This window comes from Neobacillus rhizophilus, from assembly GCF_018343535.1.
Taxonomy (GTDB): Bacteria; Bacillota; Bacilli; order Bacillales; family Cytobacillaceae; genus Neobacillus; species Neobacillus rhizophilus.
In genome coordinates this window covers 442,470-457,266 of the sequence record NZ_JAGYPF010000004.1, presented here as the reverse complement: position 1 = coordinate 457,266, position 14,797 = coordinate 442,470, and the positions used below count along the sequence as shown (strand labels likewise).

Annotated in this window: 17 protein-coding genes and 1 pseudogene; 4 read left to right on the top strand and 14 right to left on the bottom strand. The window is 39.2% G+C overall.

Annotated features, from left to right (window positions below; translation table 11 throughout):
- Nucleotides 1-550: 550 nt before the first annotated feature.
- Nucleotides 551-982 (bottom strand): DUF2383 domain-containing protein, encoded by a 432-nt coding sequence (locus KHA99_RS20495; RefSeq protein WP_213119336.1) that lies wholly within the window; start codon nucleotides 980-982, stop codon nucleotides 551-553.
- A 181-nt stretch (nucleotides 983-1,163) separates the two neighbouring features.
- On the opposite strand from KHA99_RS20495, the gene KHA99_RS20490 reads away from it, so the two are divergent.
- Nucleotides 1,164-1,262, top strand: a complete 99-nt coding sequence (locus KHA99_RS20490; protein WP_213119335.1) for a YjcZ family sporulation protein — start codon at nucleotides 1,164-1,166, stop codon at nucleotides 1,260-1,262.
- Nucleotides 1,263-1,423: 161 nt separating this feature from the next.
- Here the strand turns inward: KHA99_RS20490 and KHA99_RS20485 are convergent, their stop codons facing one another.
- Together KHA99_RS20485 and KHA99_RS20480 are read right to left on the bottom strand one after the other, a co-directional pair.
- A complete protein-coding gene (locus tag KHA99_RS20485) occupies nucleotides 1,424-2,695 on the bottom strand; it encodes a sensor histidine kinase (RefSeq protein ID WP_213119334.1) in 1,272 nt (423 codons plus the stop codon).
- A gap of 1 nt (nucleotide 2,696) precedes the next feature.
- Entirely contained in the window at nucleotides 2,697-3,371 is a 675-nt protein-coding gene (locus KHA99_RS20480; protein WP_213119333.1) for a response regulator transcription factor, read from the bottom strand.
- Nucleotides 3,372-3,596: 225 nt separating this feature from the next.
- Here KHA99_RS20480 and KHA99_RS20475 point away from each other — a divergent pair, with 225 nt between their 5' ends.
- The 3 genes from KHA99_RS20475 to KHA99_RS20465 are packed head-to-tail and all read left to right on the top strand — an operon-like array spanning nucleotide 3,597 to nucleotide 5,786.
- Nucleotides 3,597-4,052, top strand: a complete 456-nt coding sequence (locus KHA99_RS20475) for an FMN-binding protein (RefSeq protein ID WP_213119332.1) — start codon at nucleotides 3,597-3,599, stop codon at nucleotides 4,050-4,052.
- Nucleotides 4,053-4,060: 8 nt separating this feature from the next.
- A complete protein-coding gene (locus KHA99_RS20470; protein ID WP_213119331.1) occupies nucleotides 4,061-4,975 on the top strand; it encodes an FAD:protein FMN transferase in 915 nt (304 codons plus the stop codon).
- Complete coding sequence (locus KHA99_RS20465; protein ID WP_213119330.1) at nucleotides 4,953-5,786, top strand: RnfABCDGE type electron transport complex subunit D; 834 nt, start codon at nucleotides 4,953-4,955, stop codon at nucleotides 5,784-5,786. Before KHA99_RS20470 ends, KHA99_RS20465 begins: the two co-directional genes overlap by 23 nt.
- Nucleotides 5,787-5,919: 133 nt before the next feature.
- Here the strand turns inward: KHA99_RS20465 and KHA99_RS20460 are convergent, their stop codons facing one another.
- From KHA99_RS20460 to KHA99_RS20410, 11 genes and pseudogenes are all read right to left on the bottom strand, one after another.
- Nucleotides 5,920-6,939: an aliphatic sulfonate ABC transporter substrate-binding protein gene (locus tag KHA99_RS20460; protein WP_213119329.1), complete on the bottom strand. Its 1,020-nt coding sequence runs from the start codon at nucleotides 6,937-6,939 to the stop codon at nucleotides 5,920-5,922.
- Between the two features lie 57 nt (nucleotides 6,940-6,996).
- The gene (locus tag KHA99_RS20455) at nucleotides 6,997-7,836 is read right to left on the bottom strand and encodes an ABC transporter permease (RefSeq protein WP_213119328.1); all 840 of its coding nucleotides are present in this window, start codon (nucleotides 7,834-7,836) and stop codon (nucleotides 6,997-6,999) included.
- A 13-nt stretch (nucleotides 7,837-7,849) separates the two neighbouring features.
- A complete protein-coding gene (locus KHA99_RS20450; RefSeq protein ID WP_213119327.1) occupies nucleotides 7,850-8,620 on the bottom strand; it encodes an ABC transporter ATP-binding protein in 771 nt (256 codons plus the stop codon).
- On the bottom strand, nucleotides 8,601-9,971 hold the full coding sequence (locus KHA99_RS20445) for an LLM class flavin-dependent oxidoreductase (protein ID WP_213119326.1): 1,371 nt from the start codon (nucleotides 9,969-9,971) through the stop codon (nucleotides 8,601-8,603). The genes KHA99_RS20450 and KHA99_RS20445 overlap by 20 nt, the downstream gene beginning before the upstream one ends.
- A gap of 608 nt (nucleotides 9,972-10,579) precedes the next feature.
- Nucleotides 10,580-10,927 carry a hypothetical protein gene (locus tag KHA99_RS20440; protein WP_249366791.1) on the bottom strand — a complete coding sequence of 116 codons (348 nt, stop codon included), beginning with the start codon at nucleotides 10,925-10,927 and terminating at the stop codon, nucleotides 10,580-10,582.
- Between the two features lie 31 nt (nucleotides 10,928-10,958).
- Nucleotides 10,959-11,117, bottom strand: coding sequence for a hypothetical protein (locus KHA99_RS20435; protein ID WP_213119325.1), 159 nt, complete (start codon nucleotides 11,115-11,117; stop codon nucleotides 10,959-10,961).
- A gap of 45 nt (nucleotides 11,118-11,162) precedes the next feature.
- Nucleotides 11,163-11,699 carry an NADPH-dependent FMN reductase gene (ssuE, locus tag KHA99_RS20430; RefSeq protein WP_213119324.1) on the bottom strand — a complete coding sequence of 179 codons (537 nt, stop codon included), beginning with the start codon at nucleotides 11,697-11,699 and terminating at the stop codon, nucleotides 11,163-11,165.
- A 71-nt stretch (nucleotides 11,700-11,770) separates the two neighbouring features.
- A complete protein-coding gene (locus KHA99_RS20425; protein WP_213119323.1) occupies nucleotides 11,771-11,989 on the bottom strand; it encodes a Fur-regulated basic protein FbpA in 219 nt (72 codons plus the stop codon).
- Nucleotides 11,990-12,222: 233 nt separating this feature from the next.
- Nucleotides 12,223-12,984 carry an alpha/beta hydrolase gene (locus KHA99_RS20420; protein ID WP_213119322.1) on the bottom strand — a complete coding sequence of 254 codons (762 nt, stop codon included), beginning with the start codon at nucleotides 12,982-12,984 and terminating at the stop codon, nucleotides 12,223-12,225.
- A 565-nt stretch (nucleotides 12,985-13,549) separates the two neighbouring features.
- Nucleotides 13,550-13,786, bottom strand: coding sequence for a heterocycloanthracin/sonorensin family bacteriocin (locus tag KHA99_RS20415; protein ID WP_213119321.1), 237 nt, complete (start codon nucleotides 13,784-13,786; stop codon nucleotides 13,550-13,552).
- A gap of 531 nt (nucleotides 13,787-14,317) precedes the next feature.
- Nucleotides 14,318-14,770, bottom strand: a pseudogene (locus KHA99_RS20410) (GNAT family N-acetyltransferase).
- Nucleotides 14,771-14,797 lie beyond the last annotated feature (27 nt).

Here is a 14,797-nt window from a genome sequence, read left to right as displayed (position 1 = left end):
AACACTGCACCCTAATCATTAACACAACAATAATCGGGATACAGTTCTATTTTGATTTGTTCCTCATGGTTATTTGTTTACTAATCTCGTCTCGAAAACTGGTCATTATATACATTTGGGAAAATGAAAGATTACATATTTTCTAGTCAATGATAATTAAAATGCTTCTATTAATATGCAACAAAGAAGCAACATGATGGCCCGGGATCATAAAAAACACCCCCTAGAGCCATTTGACGCTTTTAATTATTCATTACAATCGTCTCCTTTATTTTTTTAATTAAAAAGGCCTGCCTTTTGATTTGTATAAGGCAGTCCTTCGTTTGTACAATCGGGGGTTTTTGTTGTTTTTTGTTAACCTTTTTCGGACAATTCCTCTTTGTTTTTAACCGTTTTTGTCCGAAAATACCCCTCGTTCGGACAGTTCCCTAGTTTTTTCAGCAGATTTGTCCGAAGCTACCCTTCGTTCGGACAATTCCTCTGGATATTACACCAGTTTTGTCCGAAGGTGGTTGAAAAGTGATGCATAAGAACCGTCCCCATGCATCACTTAATGCAGCAATTCTCGTAACTCCTGTGCAATCCTGCGGTTTGTATTGATCACTTCTTCGACGATGCGTTTGCTTTCGGGGTCCAGGTCTCCCTTTACGAGTTCTTCTGAATACTCAACGCCATATTGCTCCATTCCCTTTAAAGCATCCTGGATGATCCCCTCTGTTTCATTGGGGACCATCATCTTATGCATGTAGGTTTTCAGCTTGCCTGAGACTCCTTCACTATCTGCGGGAACTCCGTGTAAATTTTGAATCCGTTCGGCGAGAACTTTGGTCGATTGCTTCGCCTCTTGCTGCAGGGACTGAAACTTCTGCTTTATGGCTGTTTCCTCCAGCTTTTGGATATGATGTTCAAAAGCGTGAATTCCCATATAGGTTCCTCTTAATAATGTGTTTAATTCCTCAATGACTACCTCTTCTTTGTCCATTCGTTTCACATCCTCAAGGTTTATTATGAAGCGTGTGAGAGGTTTTATCCTATCTTTTGTTGTTTCGAATTAATCCACAAAAATATTATTATGTCAGTATAATTCCATGCTTGTCCATTTCACTCATACTCGTTTCAGCATAGCATGTACTATCCCTTAGATAAAAGGAGGTGATACATTTATGTCTGACGGACATGGAATGGGCACATCTTTTGCTTTAATCGTAGTACTTTTCGTCCTATTGATTATCGTTGGTACACAGTTTATGAGAGGGTACTAAGCTTAGAATCAAAATTGTAACGACTCATTTTAAGGATAGAAGCGTCGATAAGCGCTTCTATTTTTCTACATATATAAGGAAAAAAGTTTGTACTAATTTTTTTATTATACTTTTCCTTAAAGAACCATCATTTATTCGTTCTTCCGACGGGAACAGTGAGTTCAGATATGCCGTTTGTTAAGAGGGACATGCATAATAATTTGCGTCCCCATTCCCATTTCACTCGTTGCACGGATTTTCCCGCCATGTAATTCAATAATCCACTTGGCAATGGAAAGTCCAAGACCTGTACCTTCATATTTTCTAGTCCTCGCTTTATCACCTCGATAAAAGCGGTCAAATATCAAAGGTAGGTCTTCTTTAGAGACCCCTTCCCCTGTATCAGCAATGACAATATGGGCATTAGATCCTTTTACATTGCATTGAACGGTAATTTGCCCGTTATCGGGAGTATATTTCAATGCGTTATCTAAAATAATCATAAATAATTGATAAAGCCTTTCCTTGTCTCCTAAAATTTCTACTGGACTTTGGATATTAGAGATCAGGTTTATGCCTTTTAGCTTGGCCAATTCCGAAAAGTCTTGAACCACTTTATTTAATAAGGTATCTAATTGAACTGTACTAAAGATCATCTCCAGCTGATTAGAATCAGATCGCGCTAATGTAAGAAGCTCGGAAATCATTTTCGTCATATACTTAATTTCACTAATAGATTGTGAGATATTTTCACTTTCTTCCTCAATACTGCTTTTAGGGTGCCGAAACAAACGTTCCAAATTCAGCTTCATAACAGCAAGAGGTGTACGTAATTCATGTGAGGCATCTGCAACAAACTGAGATTGTTTGTTCCATGCCAATTGTATTGGCACTAATGCTCTATTTGCTAAAAAGAACCCTGCTAGAATGGCTACAACAACGCTTATTACACTTCCAAATTCAATAAATATTAAAAGATGTTCCAACATTTCTCTTTCACGTTTCAAATTATAAATTAATTGTATTCTTTCAACATATTTTGTACTGCCATTGATGCTTATTGAATTATGAATTGGAATGTTAATCGTTCGATAATAGAAACTTCCAATATGAACGGTACTTGTTGACTCTGAATTTCTCTCTTTTAACAGTTCAGCTTTAACCTTTTTTGAAAATATATTTTTAGGGATTTCAGCCTGAAGGATATCGTTTTTTCCCCAAAAAAGGAAAATCGTCCGTTGATCATCGTCATTTTCTTCAGGTTTTATAAATTTAGACATATCACCTTTGTGCTCTCTGGTAATATGTTTTTTAGCATGTTGTAATGTTTCATCTACCTGGCTATTTAAACGATATTCCATATAAAAATAAAGGAATGTTCCAAAACTGCCTAATATGATTAAGAGGACAATGGAATTCAATAATACTAATCGCTGCCTTGTCTTTTCAAACATCTTATTCCTCCGTAAGCATATAGCCTACACCTCGTATGGTACGAATGATTTCGCCATATCCAAAAGGTGCTAATTTTTTTCGTAAATAGTGGATATACACATCAACAACCGACTCTCCCGCATCAGATTCAATCCCCCAAACACGATCGTAAATTTGGTCACGCATGAGAATCTTTTCCTGATTTTGTATTAAATAATAAAGTAATTCATATTCTTTTTTAGTTAACTTTAACGTATTCTCCCCAATTGAACATTGCAATAGGTTCGTATCCAAAGTGATTTCACCATAGATAATTTTGCCCTCAAGGCCAATTTTTCCCGCACGCCTAAGGACGGATCTTACTCTTGCTAAAAATTCCTCAGTAGCAAAAGGCTTTACCAAATAATCATCTGCTCCGACATCTAAACCCTTTACCTTATCTGCAACACTATCTTTTGCCGTTAAAATGAGGGTTGGAACATTCATCCCCTTCGCATGCAGCTCTTTAATAAGTGAAATTCCATCTAAACCCGGCAACATGAGGTCAATAATAAGTAAGTCATACATCCCAGATTGGGACATAAATAACCCTTCTTTTCCGTCTGCAGATTGATCCACCTCGTATCCTTCTTCTTCTAAGATTGTTGATACGATTTTTCGAAGAGCCGAATCATCCTCTATGACTAAAATGTGCATAATCTCACCTTATTCCTTATTCTAAAAATTAAAACAATGATTTTAACTATATATTTTATCAAAGAAGTATTTAATTTTTATTAGAAACATTCTTGTTTTTGGAACTTCCCTACAAAAAATTTTTATTGGAAAGAATTTTCATCTTTCTAAGAGAATTTTAAGATTGCCTCATTATACTAATGTTAATCATTAAAAACCAAAAAGAAAAATTTAGGAGGACTTTTAATGGCTAAAATGGATCGAAAGTGGGTCGTTTTGTGTTCAGCGGCGGTTGCTGCTGTTTACGCCACCGGTTATTTTTCTACGGAAGCTGAAGCGACGAAAACGACATTGAGACAACATCCCCCTATCAATATTCAAACAAATGCAGATAACCCAAGTGTGGCTGAATCCAAAAATCAGCCAAAAAAATCATTATATAAAAATGGTACCTTTACGGGCATGGGAGAGAATAGACGCGGTTCGATTGAAGTCGCAGTAACAATCCAAAACGATAAAATTACGGATGTTGAAATTAGCGATTTTGCTATGCATTATTCTGAAAGTGATGTCGTCGGGCTGCCAGATGAAGTTTTACAAAATCAAAATGCACAAGTATCGAATGTTTCAGGGGCAACATACAGTACCCAAGCTTTTCAAGACGCAGTTCAAGACGCACTCTATCAAGCTCAAAATAGTTAGGAGAATAAATGAAAAAAGCGAAATTATTTATGGATACAGTTGTAGAAATACAGGTAGTGATGAATGGAACAGTAACCAAAGAGCTGGTTGAAACAAAAGTGGACAGGGCTTTTGAAGCGTTCCGGAAAGTAGAACAGGCCTGCAGTCGATTTAGTCCTGACAGTGAATTAATGACTGCCTGCCGGGTTATTGAAAAACCGGTACAAATCAGCCCGTTTTTATTTGAACCTCTGAAGTTTGCGTTGGAAATGGCTAAATGGACGGATGGTGAATTTGATCCTGCCATTGGAAAAGCCATGGAGGAGCAAGGATATAATCGACATTATTTAACCGGTAAATCCATAGAAACGCCTTCTGCCGATTCCACAGCTACATTTAGGGATATTATTTTAGATGAACATGACCATACATTATATTTAAACAAACCTCTTGTGATTGATTTAGGTGCGGTTGCTAAAGGGTTTGCCATCGATTTGGCTGCTAATGAACTAAGAGATTTTGAAAGTTTCATGGTTAATGCAGGAGGAGATCTGTTTGCCGGAGGAATGGATTGGAATGGACGCCCATGGAAAGTAGGAATTCAACATCCCATGAAAAAAGATCAAATTATTGATGTGATTGAAATTTCGAATGAAGCAGTTTGTACCTCTGGAAGTTATGAACGAAAGAATACCAACATTCCCGGGATGCATCATATTATCAATCCAAAAACGGGATATTCTCCAAATGATTGCGTCAGTTCCACCATTATTGCGCCTTTTGCCATGCTGGCGGATGCCTTTTCAACCACGGCGTTTTTGTTTGGTCGCGAAAAAGGAAAGACATTAATCGAAAGAGTTGGCTTAAGGGGACTTTTCATTACATCTGATTTACAAATTGTGAGAGTTGGAGGAACACAAAATGACAGCAAAGAAATGGCTTAAAACACCAAAAGGTTATGTGACCTTTGCTTTGATTATTTACCTGTTGATAGCCTCAATTGGGTCTAAAGATATAATGGGTATTAAAAATGCTTTTGTGGCTGTTTTCGTTTCGGTCATCGTGGACATTCTTTGTCGTACAGTGAAAAAAAGAAAATGGAGCATGCCAGATAGTGCCATTATTACTGGGTTAATTATTTCCTTAATCTTAAGTACAACGTCATCTGTAGGAGTCATTACAGCAACGGCTGTTATGGCCATTTTATCCAAGTATCTTCTGGTCTATAAGAAAAAGCCAATCTTTAATCCTGCAGCCATTGGTTTGCTTTTATCTGTCCTTTTTTTTCATTCTGGACAAAGCTGGTGGGGGGCATTCGGAGATCTTCCCGCTTGGACGATAGCGTTTCTTCTAATGGGAGGATACGCCATTACTAACCGAGTAAATAAGTACCCTCAGATTTTTGCATTTTTTGGTACATCTTTTTTACTATTGCTCCTTATCGGTTATTTCAATATTGGAGGCGAAACGGATGCCCTCCGTCCACCTTTTATCAATGCTACGCTCTTCTTTGGCTTTTTTATGCTTACAGATCCGCCTACATCGCCGGGAAAAGATAAAGATCAAGTGATATTCGGTATCCTCACGGCAGTGGCGGGAACGCTCATTTATGGACTTTTTGGAGGATTGACTTATTTGTACATCGGGTTAGTGATCGGAAATTTGTATTCCTTCCTCAAAAAACGACTAGCTTCAAAGGCCTCAATGAGCCGTTCTAATGTAATAAAGAATAGAGGTTTGCAAACTTTCAGATAGAGTGAACTCAATCCGTGGGAATTTTATTACCCCCACACTGATAAATAGGAAATAAGTTTAAAGGGGCTTTTGAGGAGCCCCTATCTGCCATAATATACATTTTAGTTATATGATAGAAACACTTTCATTCACTCTATTTGTTTGTTAATTCCTTCAACGCCTTCTCTACAAATTTGTTCTCAATTACTTTGGACGTATCCAGCTTTTTATTTATACCGCCAACAGAATATAAAAAGTCAGCCTGCTCCTGGTGTGCTTTGCTAAATTCAGCTGTTGCCGGAGACAAAATAGGGTCACTATTTTTCAGAACCGTTTGAATGATTTTCACGTCCACCTTCTGGGATTCCGCTATTTCCTTTGCTACGTCGTCAAGGTTTTCGACGTAGTGCCTGCGGACCTCTTCGTATGTTTTTAAAAATAAGACGGTTAAATCGGGGTGTTCTTCGGTAAATTTTGTTCTTGCAATCAGAAAGCTAGGTGCATTTATATTCAAGTCCTCTCCTGATGCTAATACCTTTGCTCCCGTTTGAAAAACTGCAGTCGTCACATATGGCTCCCACACAGACCAAGCATCAATGGAGCCATTATCCAATGCCGGCCGCGCTTCATCCGGCTGGAGCTGAATAATCTCGATATCTTTATCGGTTAAGCCGGCACGATCCAATGCCATGTATAAAAAGTTATAAGCACTGCTCCCTTTTGCGACAGCTATTTTCTTATTTTTTAAATCCTTCAATTCTTTAATGGAGCTTCCTTTCGGTACTAAAATAGAGTTTCCCTTTCTCCCATCAGCTGTAACACCAATGGCCTTAAAATCGACATTCCCTGACTGCCCGGCAATGACTGGTGTACCTCCCACAGACCCAAAATCCAGCCGGCCTGAAGCCAATGCCTCAAAATGCGGCGGTCCGCTTGCAAACTCATTCCATGTAACCTTTACTCCCTCTTTTTCAAATGCTTTTTCAAAGTATTTATGATCTCTTGCATAAGTGAGGATTCCTGTTTTCCCTTGAACCCCTATGTTCACAACAATTTCCTTATTCGCAGCCTTTGATGAAGTTTCAGAATTTGAAGACGATGCTGCGCAGCCGCTTAGTAAAAGTAAAATAATGACGGCTAGTAAGCTATAATATTGCACTAATTTTTTGGACATTTAATTACCTCCATTTAAACATATATGATTAGTCGGATTAAAACCAAAGGTTCCCCGTTACCCCTTGAAATTATCCTGCCATTTTAATAGTCTTTTTTCGAATACTTTCACAATGGAATCTGAAACTTTACCAAATACAGCAAAAATGATAATCCCTACAAACACAATCGATGTTTGCGAGAATTGCCGTGCGTCCATGATGAGATAGCCGATTCCTTCACTGGAGCCCATTAATTCGGCCGCAACCAGCGCCAGCCACGCAACGCCTATGGACAATCGCAATCCTAATAGTATGTTTGGGAGCGCTGAAGGTAAAATCAATCGTGTAATCAGCTGCCAGCGATTAAACTCCAATACTTTTGCCACATCAAACAATTTTGAGTCTACACTTCTGATACCTAAAAATGTGTTCACATAGAGCGGGAAGAATGCCCCTTTTGCAATCAATAATATTTTCGATACCTCACCAAACCCAAACCATAATATGAACAATGGAATGACCGCCAATGTAGGGACGGTTCTAAGCATTTGGATGGTCGGATCTACCGTTTGTTCAATATTCTTTTTAAAACCAACCGCCACTCCGACCAACAGTCCGAGGGTCCCGCCTAATATGAAACCACCTAAAGCCCTCCATAAACTAATTTTAAAATGCTCAATTAAATTACCAGTTAAAACTAAATCAATAAAGGTTGTAAGGATCGCGCTGGGTCTTGGCAATAAAGTCGGGGATATCAGGCCCCAAGCCCCTGTCAGTTCCCAAATGACCAAAATGACAATTGGAAAAATAAATCCTTTTAACATGATGGTTACCTTGCCTAGGTCTCTCTTACTTTTTAAAACTCTCTTTTTTGAGGAGTTTACTTTATCCAAAGATATCGCTGATTGGTTACTCATTTTTGAACCTCCTTTAAATTCCGGCGCTATCGATTAACTCTAACTCTTCCACTTTTTCGAATTCCCTTAACACGAGCTGCCGAAACTCTTGAAAGGACTTGGTTGATTTTTTTCGTGGAAATGGCAAATCGATGTTGATTATGTTTTGAATCGTACCAGGCCGTGCACTCATAATGATGACTTTATTTCCCAAGTAAATCGCTTCATCAATATCATGTGTCACAAAGACCATCGACGTTTTCTCTTCCTTCCAAATATCCAAGAGCGCATCCTGCATATGCGACCTAGTAAACGCATCTAATGCGCCAAAGGGTTCATCCAGCAGGAGAATTTTTGGTTTTCTCAGTAAGGCTCTCGCGATCGAAACTCGCTGCGCCATACCGCCTGATAGTTCCTTTGGATACGCTTTTTCAAATCCCTCCAGCCTGACAAGCTTGATTAGCTTATCTACATTCTGTTTCACTTCACTATTTGTTAATGGAAGGCTAGCCGCAATGTTCCTTTCAACCGTCAGCCAAGGAAACAGTCGAGGTTCTTGAAAAATAACACCTTGCCTGATGCTTGCACCGGTCACCCTTTCTCCATCTAACTTGATTTCACCTGAGTACTCTATATCCAATCCCGCCATTGCTTTTAGGAGAGTACTTTTTCCGCAGCCGCTTGGCCCGATAATCGTAATAAATTCACCATTTTTGACATGTAAATCAATGTTGTTTAAAACATGAGTCACATCCCTTCCTTTTACAAAGGTTTTATTTAATTGGTTAATTTCTAATAGTGTCATAGTAGTCTCCTTTTATTTTTTCAAAATGATTAGCTGGTCTTTCTAGGCCCAGATGGTCTCGTAATGTTCGTCCCGTATATTCTTCTCTGAACAGTCCCCTGTTCTGTAGTTCTGGAATGACCAAATCAACAAAATCCTCCAAGCCGCCTGGCAGATACGGCGGCATAATATTGAAGCCATCCGCTGCACCATTTTCAAACCATTCCTGCAGCTGGTCCGCGATTTGAACAGGTGTTCCTTTAATCTCTCGATGTCCCCTTGCACCCGCCACGCGCTGATATAATTGACGGATCGTTAAATTCTCTCGATCTCCTAAATCCTTAATGAGCTGGAATCTTGTTTTTGCTCCGTTTATATCGTTGATATTTGGTAATTCTGGCAGCGGCTCATCTACTGGATAGCTCGATAAATCAAAGCTAATAAGTGATGACAACAGCCCTACTCCGACTTTTTCCGGAATTAATTCAACTAATTGCTGTTTCTTTTCATTTGCTTCTTTCTCTGTTCTTCCGATGACCGGAAACACACCTGGCATGATTTTCAAAGAGTCTTCCGTTCGGCCATATTTCTTTAACCGGCCTTTTACATCCTGATAAAAGGCTTGCGCCTCACCGATGGTCTGCCAAGCTGTAAAAATGACTTCTGCCGTCTTCGCCGCAAGTTCTTTTCCTGCTTCCGAAGAGCCTGCTTGGATTATCACCGAATGTCCTTGGACTGGTCTTGAGATATTTAATGGTCCTTTTATGGAAAACCAATTACCCTTATGGTTTAAGTGATGCACAAGATTGGGGTCAGCAAATCTCGCAGATTCTTTGTTGATTTGTAGGGCATCATCCTCCCAGCTATCCCAAAGCTTCCTGACCACGTCTACAAATTCTTCGGCTCGTTCGTACCTCAACCCATGCTGCAGATGATGCTCCTTACTGAAATTCAGCGCCTCTTCCTCGCTTGAGGATGTCACCACATTCCAGGCAGAACGCCCTCCGCTAAGATGATCAATAGTTGCGAACTTCCGTGCGAGATGAAAAGGTTCATTGTAGGTTGTGGATGCAGTGGCTGCCAAGCCAATATGCTTAGTCACTGCTGCTAGTGAGGCAAGCAGTGTTAACGGATCAGGTCTTACGTTGACGCTCTGCTCAATGCCGACGCCATTTCGGTCATTTACCGCATAACCGTCTGCGAAAAAGATCATATCAAATTTGCCGCGTTCTGCTGTTTCTGCCAGTTCCCTATATAAATCGAAAGATAGAATCTGTTCTGTGGGACTTTCAGGATGCCTCCAAGATGCTACATGATGGCCTGGAATCATAAAAAATGCCCCTAAATTCATTTGACGCTTTTGATTATTCATTACAATCGTCTCCCTTTTTTACATTATTTTTTTATATAAAAAGGCCTACCTTTTGAGTTGTAAAGGCAGGCCTTCGTTTGTACGATCGGCGGTTTTTGTTGTTGGGGCTCTTCGTTCGGACAGTTCCTCTGCTTTTTTCACCGGTTTTGTCCGTAGCGATCCTTGGTTCGGACACTTCCCCTTCTTATTTCACCAGTTTTGTCCGAAGTGACCCTTGGTTCGGACACTTCCCCTGCTTTTTTCACTGGTTTTGTCCGTAGGAACCCTTGGTTCGGACACTTCCCCTGCTTTTTTCACCGGTTTTGTCCGAAGCGACCCTTGGTTCGGACACTTCCCCTGCTTTTTTCATCAGTTTTGTCCGTAGGAACCCTGCTTACGGACACTTCCCCTGCTTTTTTCACCGGTTTTGTCCGTAGGAACCCTGCTTACGGACACTTCCTCTGCTTTTTTCATCAGTTTTGTCCGTAGGAACCCTGCTTACGGACACTTCCTCTGCTTTTTTCATCAGTTTTGTCCGTAGGAACCCTGCTTACGGACACTTCCTCTGCTTTTTTCATCAGTTTTGTCCGTAGGAACCCTGTTTACGGACACTTCCTCTGCTTTTTTCATCAGTTTTGTCCGTAGGAACCCTTCTCATGATTTTTAATGAAGTCATTTAGTTTTTTCATTAGTCCTCCATGACCAAATCTTAAAAATTTAGTTGATTGGGTTTTATTTTCCTGGTAGGCAAAATCCAGAAATGCTAATATAAAAATCCTTCTAGGTGCAATCTGAACAATACCATATTCGAAAAACCAATCATCAATCATGTTATACACCCCGCGATTAATACGGTATTGCTGGTTGCATTTATGAAAGAAGTGAAGGTCTGGAAGATTTAAAAAATGGTTTGTTATTAAATTGTTATTCTCGGCTGACAATGATAAATCCAGATTGTTTATGGTGTTCTTTTGCATTTAATTTAAATACCTCCTATTCTCATCAAATTCAGCCTAAACCAAGATTTTGGTTGCTGATATTTAATATAGTAGCTTCGACGTTTTTCGGGATGGTCTTTGTTGTTGCGTGCTGTTTAGTCCAGGCAATTAATAAAAATAAATACAGGATTAAGATGACTAAAATGAATTTGTTTACGTGTGATTTCATTGGTATACCTCCAAGAAATTCTTTTTTGGTATCCAAAAATTTGTATTAATTAATGGCCACTACCTTCTCCAGCAATTCCAGTACTGCTGATGCCAGCCGTTCTTCGAGTTGCGGATCGACAAATTTGATTTCATCACCTGTATAGCTAATCTGTGCGTCCACTATATAAACACCTTGTGGAATTTCCCGTGCTCCCAATGTTGAAAATAAGGGTTTAAATGTATATTCCAGTGTTAATAGATGTGCAAGGGTACCACCCGATGCAATCGGCAGCACTGTTTTGCCAGCAAGGCCTTTCTCAGGAATCAAATCAAAAAAGCTTTTTAAAATCCCGGGGTAACTTGCTTTATAGACCGGACTTACTACAATCAATGCATCCGAATCCTCCACCAATTTTTGGGCTTTATTGATTTCTGGATGGCTAAACTGTGCGTGAAGCAATGCTTCTGCGGGCAGGTCCCTAACGGACAGGTGCTCTACCTTTGTTCCCTTTTTAACTAGGATGCGGTCGATAAATGAAGCAACGGCGGCGGTACGTGAAACGCTCGTTGGACTTCCAGAAATAATTAAAATGTTTGTCATCAATATCTGCTCCCTCTTTTTAAAAATTTAAAAATAAAAAGGCCCCTAACTCTAATAATAATTAAGGACCTTCAGATGCCTGATCGGTCATATTTATTATGCCATTTGATTAACCCTAGATTCGTATGTGGATGGCAGGTTTGTATAAATCGCCTATATTCATTCTCCAATTCCGTAAGTGATAATTCAAAAAGATGTTTATCAGCTTTCTTATAAACGTTAAAAGCAATCAATTTATCTATTAATCTCTGCCGCCTTTGTTCCACCGCTTTCCTTAGAAGGTTCCCCACTTAAAACACCCCTTATATTTAGTTAATGTAGACAAAAAGGCCTTGCAATGTTTAATCATGTGATTTCAACATTGCAAGGCCTTCAGTAGACTGATCGAACCTTTACTATTCCGATTGGGTAACTTTGAATTATAATTTATCAGCATTTTCCATCATTGTCAACTACAAATTAATGCACGAGGACGGTTCTCGTGCATCATTAATCGAGAACCATCCACAACGGTCACTATAGTCTAAACTAAAACTTTTTTTTCAATAATTTTCTCTATATATGTTTGTGAGCTCTTGATGATTTCATCCCTGTCATAATCCATCGATGCCACATGATAAGAATGATAAAGTGTCACCACTTCTTTATGAGTAGAACCAATATGGTTGAATATATAATCTGTGCATTCGTGAGGAACTACATGATCCTCGAGCGATTTAAAGCAAAGGATAGGCTGTGTGATCGTTGGGATGATATCAGGTGTTTTCTTCATGAGCGCTTGGAGTTCATGAATGGACAGAAGCGGGACTTTGTTATAGGTTATTTCATGAACACCTTGTAATCTTATATCCGGCGAACCCTCAGGAAGAAATCTTGGTTTTGATTTCCCAACCAAATATTCATAGTCTGGTAAACTTAAAGCAGCGTTTATGGTAACGACTCCCTCTATGTCTGCATATTTATTTGCCAGCCAGAGTGCTAATGCCCCTCCCATCGATTGACCGATGACAAAAATAGTGGAGCAGCGTTCCTTTAAAAACTTGTAACCTGCTTCCAGAGCTGAAAACCAGTCATGATGCGTAGTATTCTCTAGGTCCCGATAATGTGTTCCATGACCTATTAACCTTGGGGCATAAACCGTATAACCAAGTTTGGCAAATTCTTGTCCCAAGTATTGCACACTTTGAGGAGTGCCCATAAATCCATGGGAAATTAAGATACCAGTATCGTTCCCTTCTATAAAAAATGACTCCGCTCCAGCCAAAACAGGATATTGTTCTTTCATCCCGCGTCCCCTCCTTAAACGATCATTTCCGTTTTTCTAATTAACAGGATTATAATTCATATTATCCCTACCTGTCAACTAGGAATTATGAAACATGGGGACGGTTCTCGTGTCTCAAAATGTTATAATCATCCTCGAGGGGCTTATTCTAACCCTCTTTCCTGAAGTCTCATTTCATACATATTTTATTTCACTGAAGGAAGCACAATAATGAATATCTATACCCTTCCATCAGGAATGTAGAGAGAATAATGAAAAAATTACATTCAGTTCAAGAGGTAATGGAAAAAAATAGAGTGGCAGGATATTGATTTCAAAAAAAGAAAGTTAAAGCCAAACGAAATAACTAGATGCAGGCATCCTTTGTACGGGGCAATTCAAAAAGGGGTGCTTTTTTCTTCGGATATTCTACAACTATCGGCAACGACAACGAGCAACAACCAAAGTTACTACTAGCGAATTATCTGTTTATGTACGATTCTTTGTCCAATATAATAAACTGTAAAGAGATGCCCCTGCGAGATTTGCAGGGACACATCTTTTCAAAAAATTTTTCCGGAAATTTTTAAATAACAACAGCGCCGACACAGTTAAAGCAGCTAAAACCGCCGCAACGAAAGCCCCCACAGTGAAAACCTCCGCAGTGAAAACCTCCGCAATGAAAACCTCCGCAGCGAAAACCTCCACAATGCATCCCACCATACAGGCGCATATCCAGGCTCTGTGGATTAATTGGTGCTAGCATACCAACTTGAAAAGGATCGATTCCCAAGCCTTGAAGTCCATTTTGAAAATTTTGCATTTTTACCTCCCCTTTATTTTAAACAGATTAAACCCGAAAAGAGAATAAAACAGTAAATTGTCAGTTTTGTGTAAAAACATTAGATAATCTTTTGTACTCTCTTCAACAAATTATGTTTCCTCTTAGGTCCCTGTTCCTAATTAAAGAGCCTATTTCAAGTTTAGGTTTTATAGAATGTTGATAAAGAAACACAATTTATGGATAAGCTAAACCAAGATTCTTGTTTCATTGCTAATAATTTGTAATATGACAAGTTAATTTTTGCTGTTAATCTAAAATGAGGCGACCGTAGCAACCCTTGTGATCAATTAAACTGCTACTTATGTTTTAATAACGATAAATAAAAAGGACTGCCAAAGCAGCCCATTTATTGTTCAACTATCGCACCCGTTCGTTTAAGTGGAAATCTTCACAATCTTTTTTTACCTAACAAAATCTAATCCGTTGATGTGTAGGGGCATATCAAAAAGACACCTTCTTACTAAAGAAAAGCACCCTATAACGTAATTAACATTAAACTTCTTGATTTCTTTATTTGAGGGTGAGAATAAACTCCTCCACATCTTCGCCACGTGCATTAGAGTACCCACTGTCCTCACCAGTAATCACGAATCCACATTTCTCTAAAACCTTAAGAGATCCGGCATTATCTTTCGCAGCACGAGCATAAAGAGGACGAATTGTAATGTGTTTTAGAAATTCCCTTATAGCTTTGGTTGCGATTCCTTTGCCCTAATATTCCTTTCCAATCCAATAGCTAACTTCTCGTTCTCTAAACTGCTCGAATTGTGAAATATGCCCAACCACATGATCTTCGTAAATGATTGTCTGCTTCATAATGTTCTGATCCACAAGAATTTTGTTCCAGTGTGTCATGAAACGATCCCAATCACTTGGATCTTTACTCGTAAAGGCAGCCATATGGTTCGCTTCACGGTCCTGTTGGTGCGTGAAAAAAATAGGAAGGTCATCTTCAATCACCAGATTCCATAACTCACCTCTAAAGTTTAA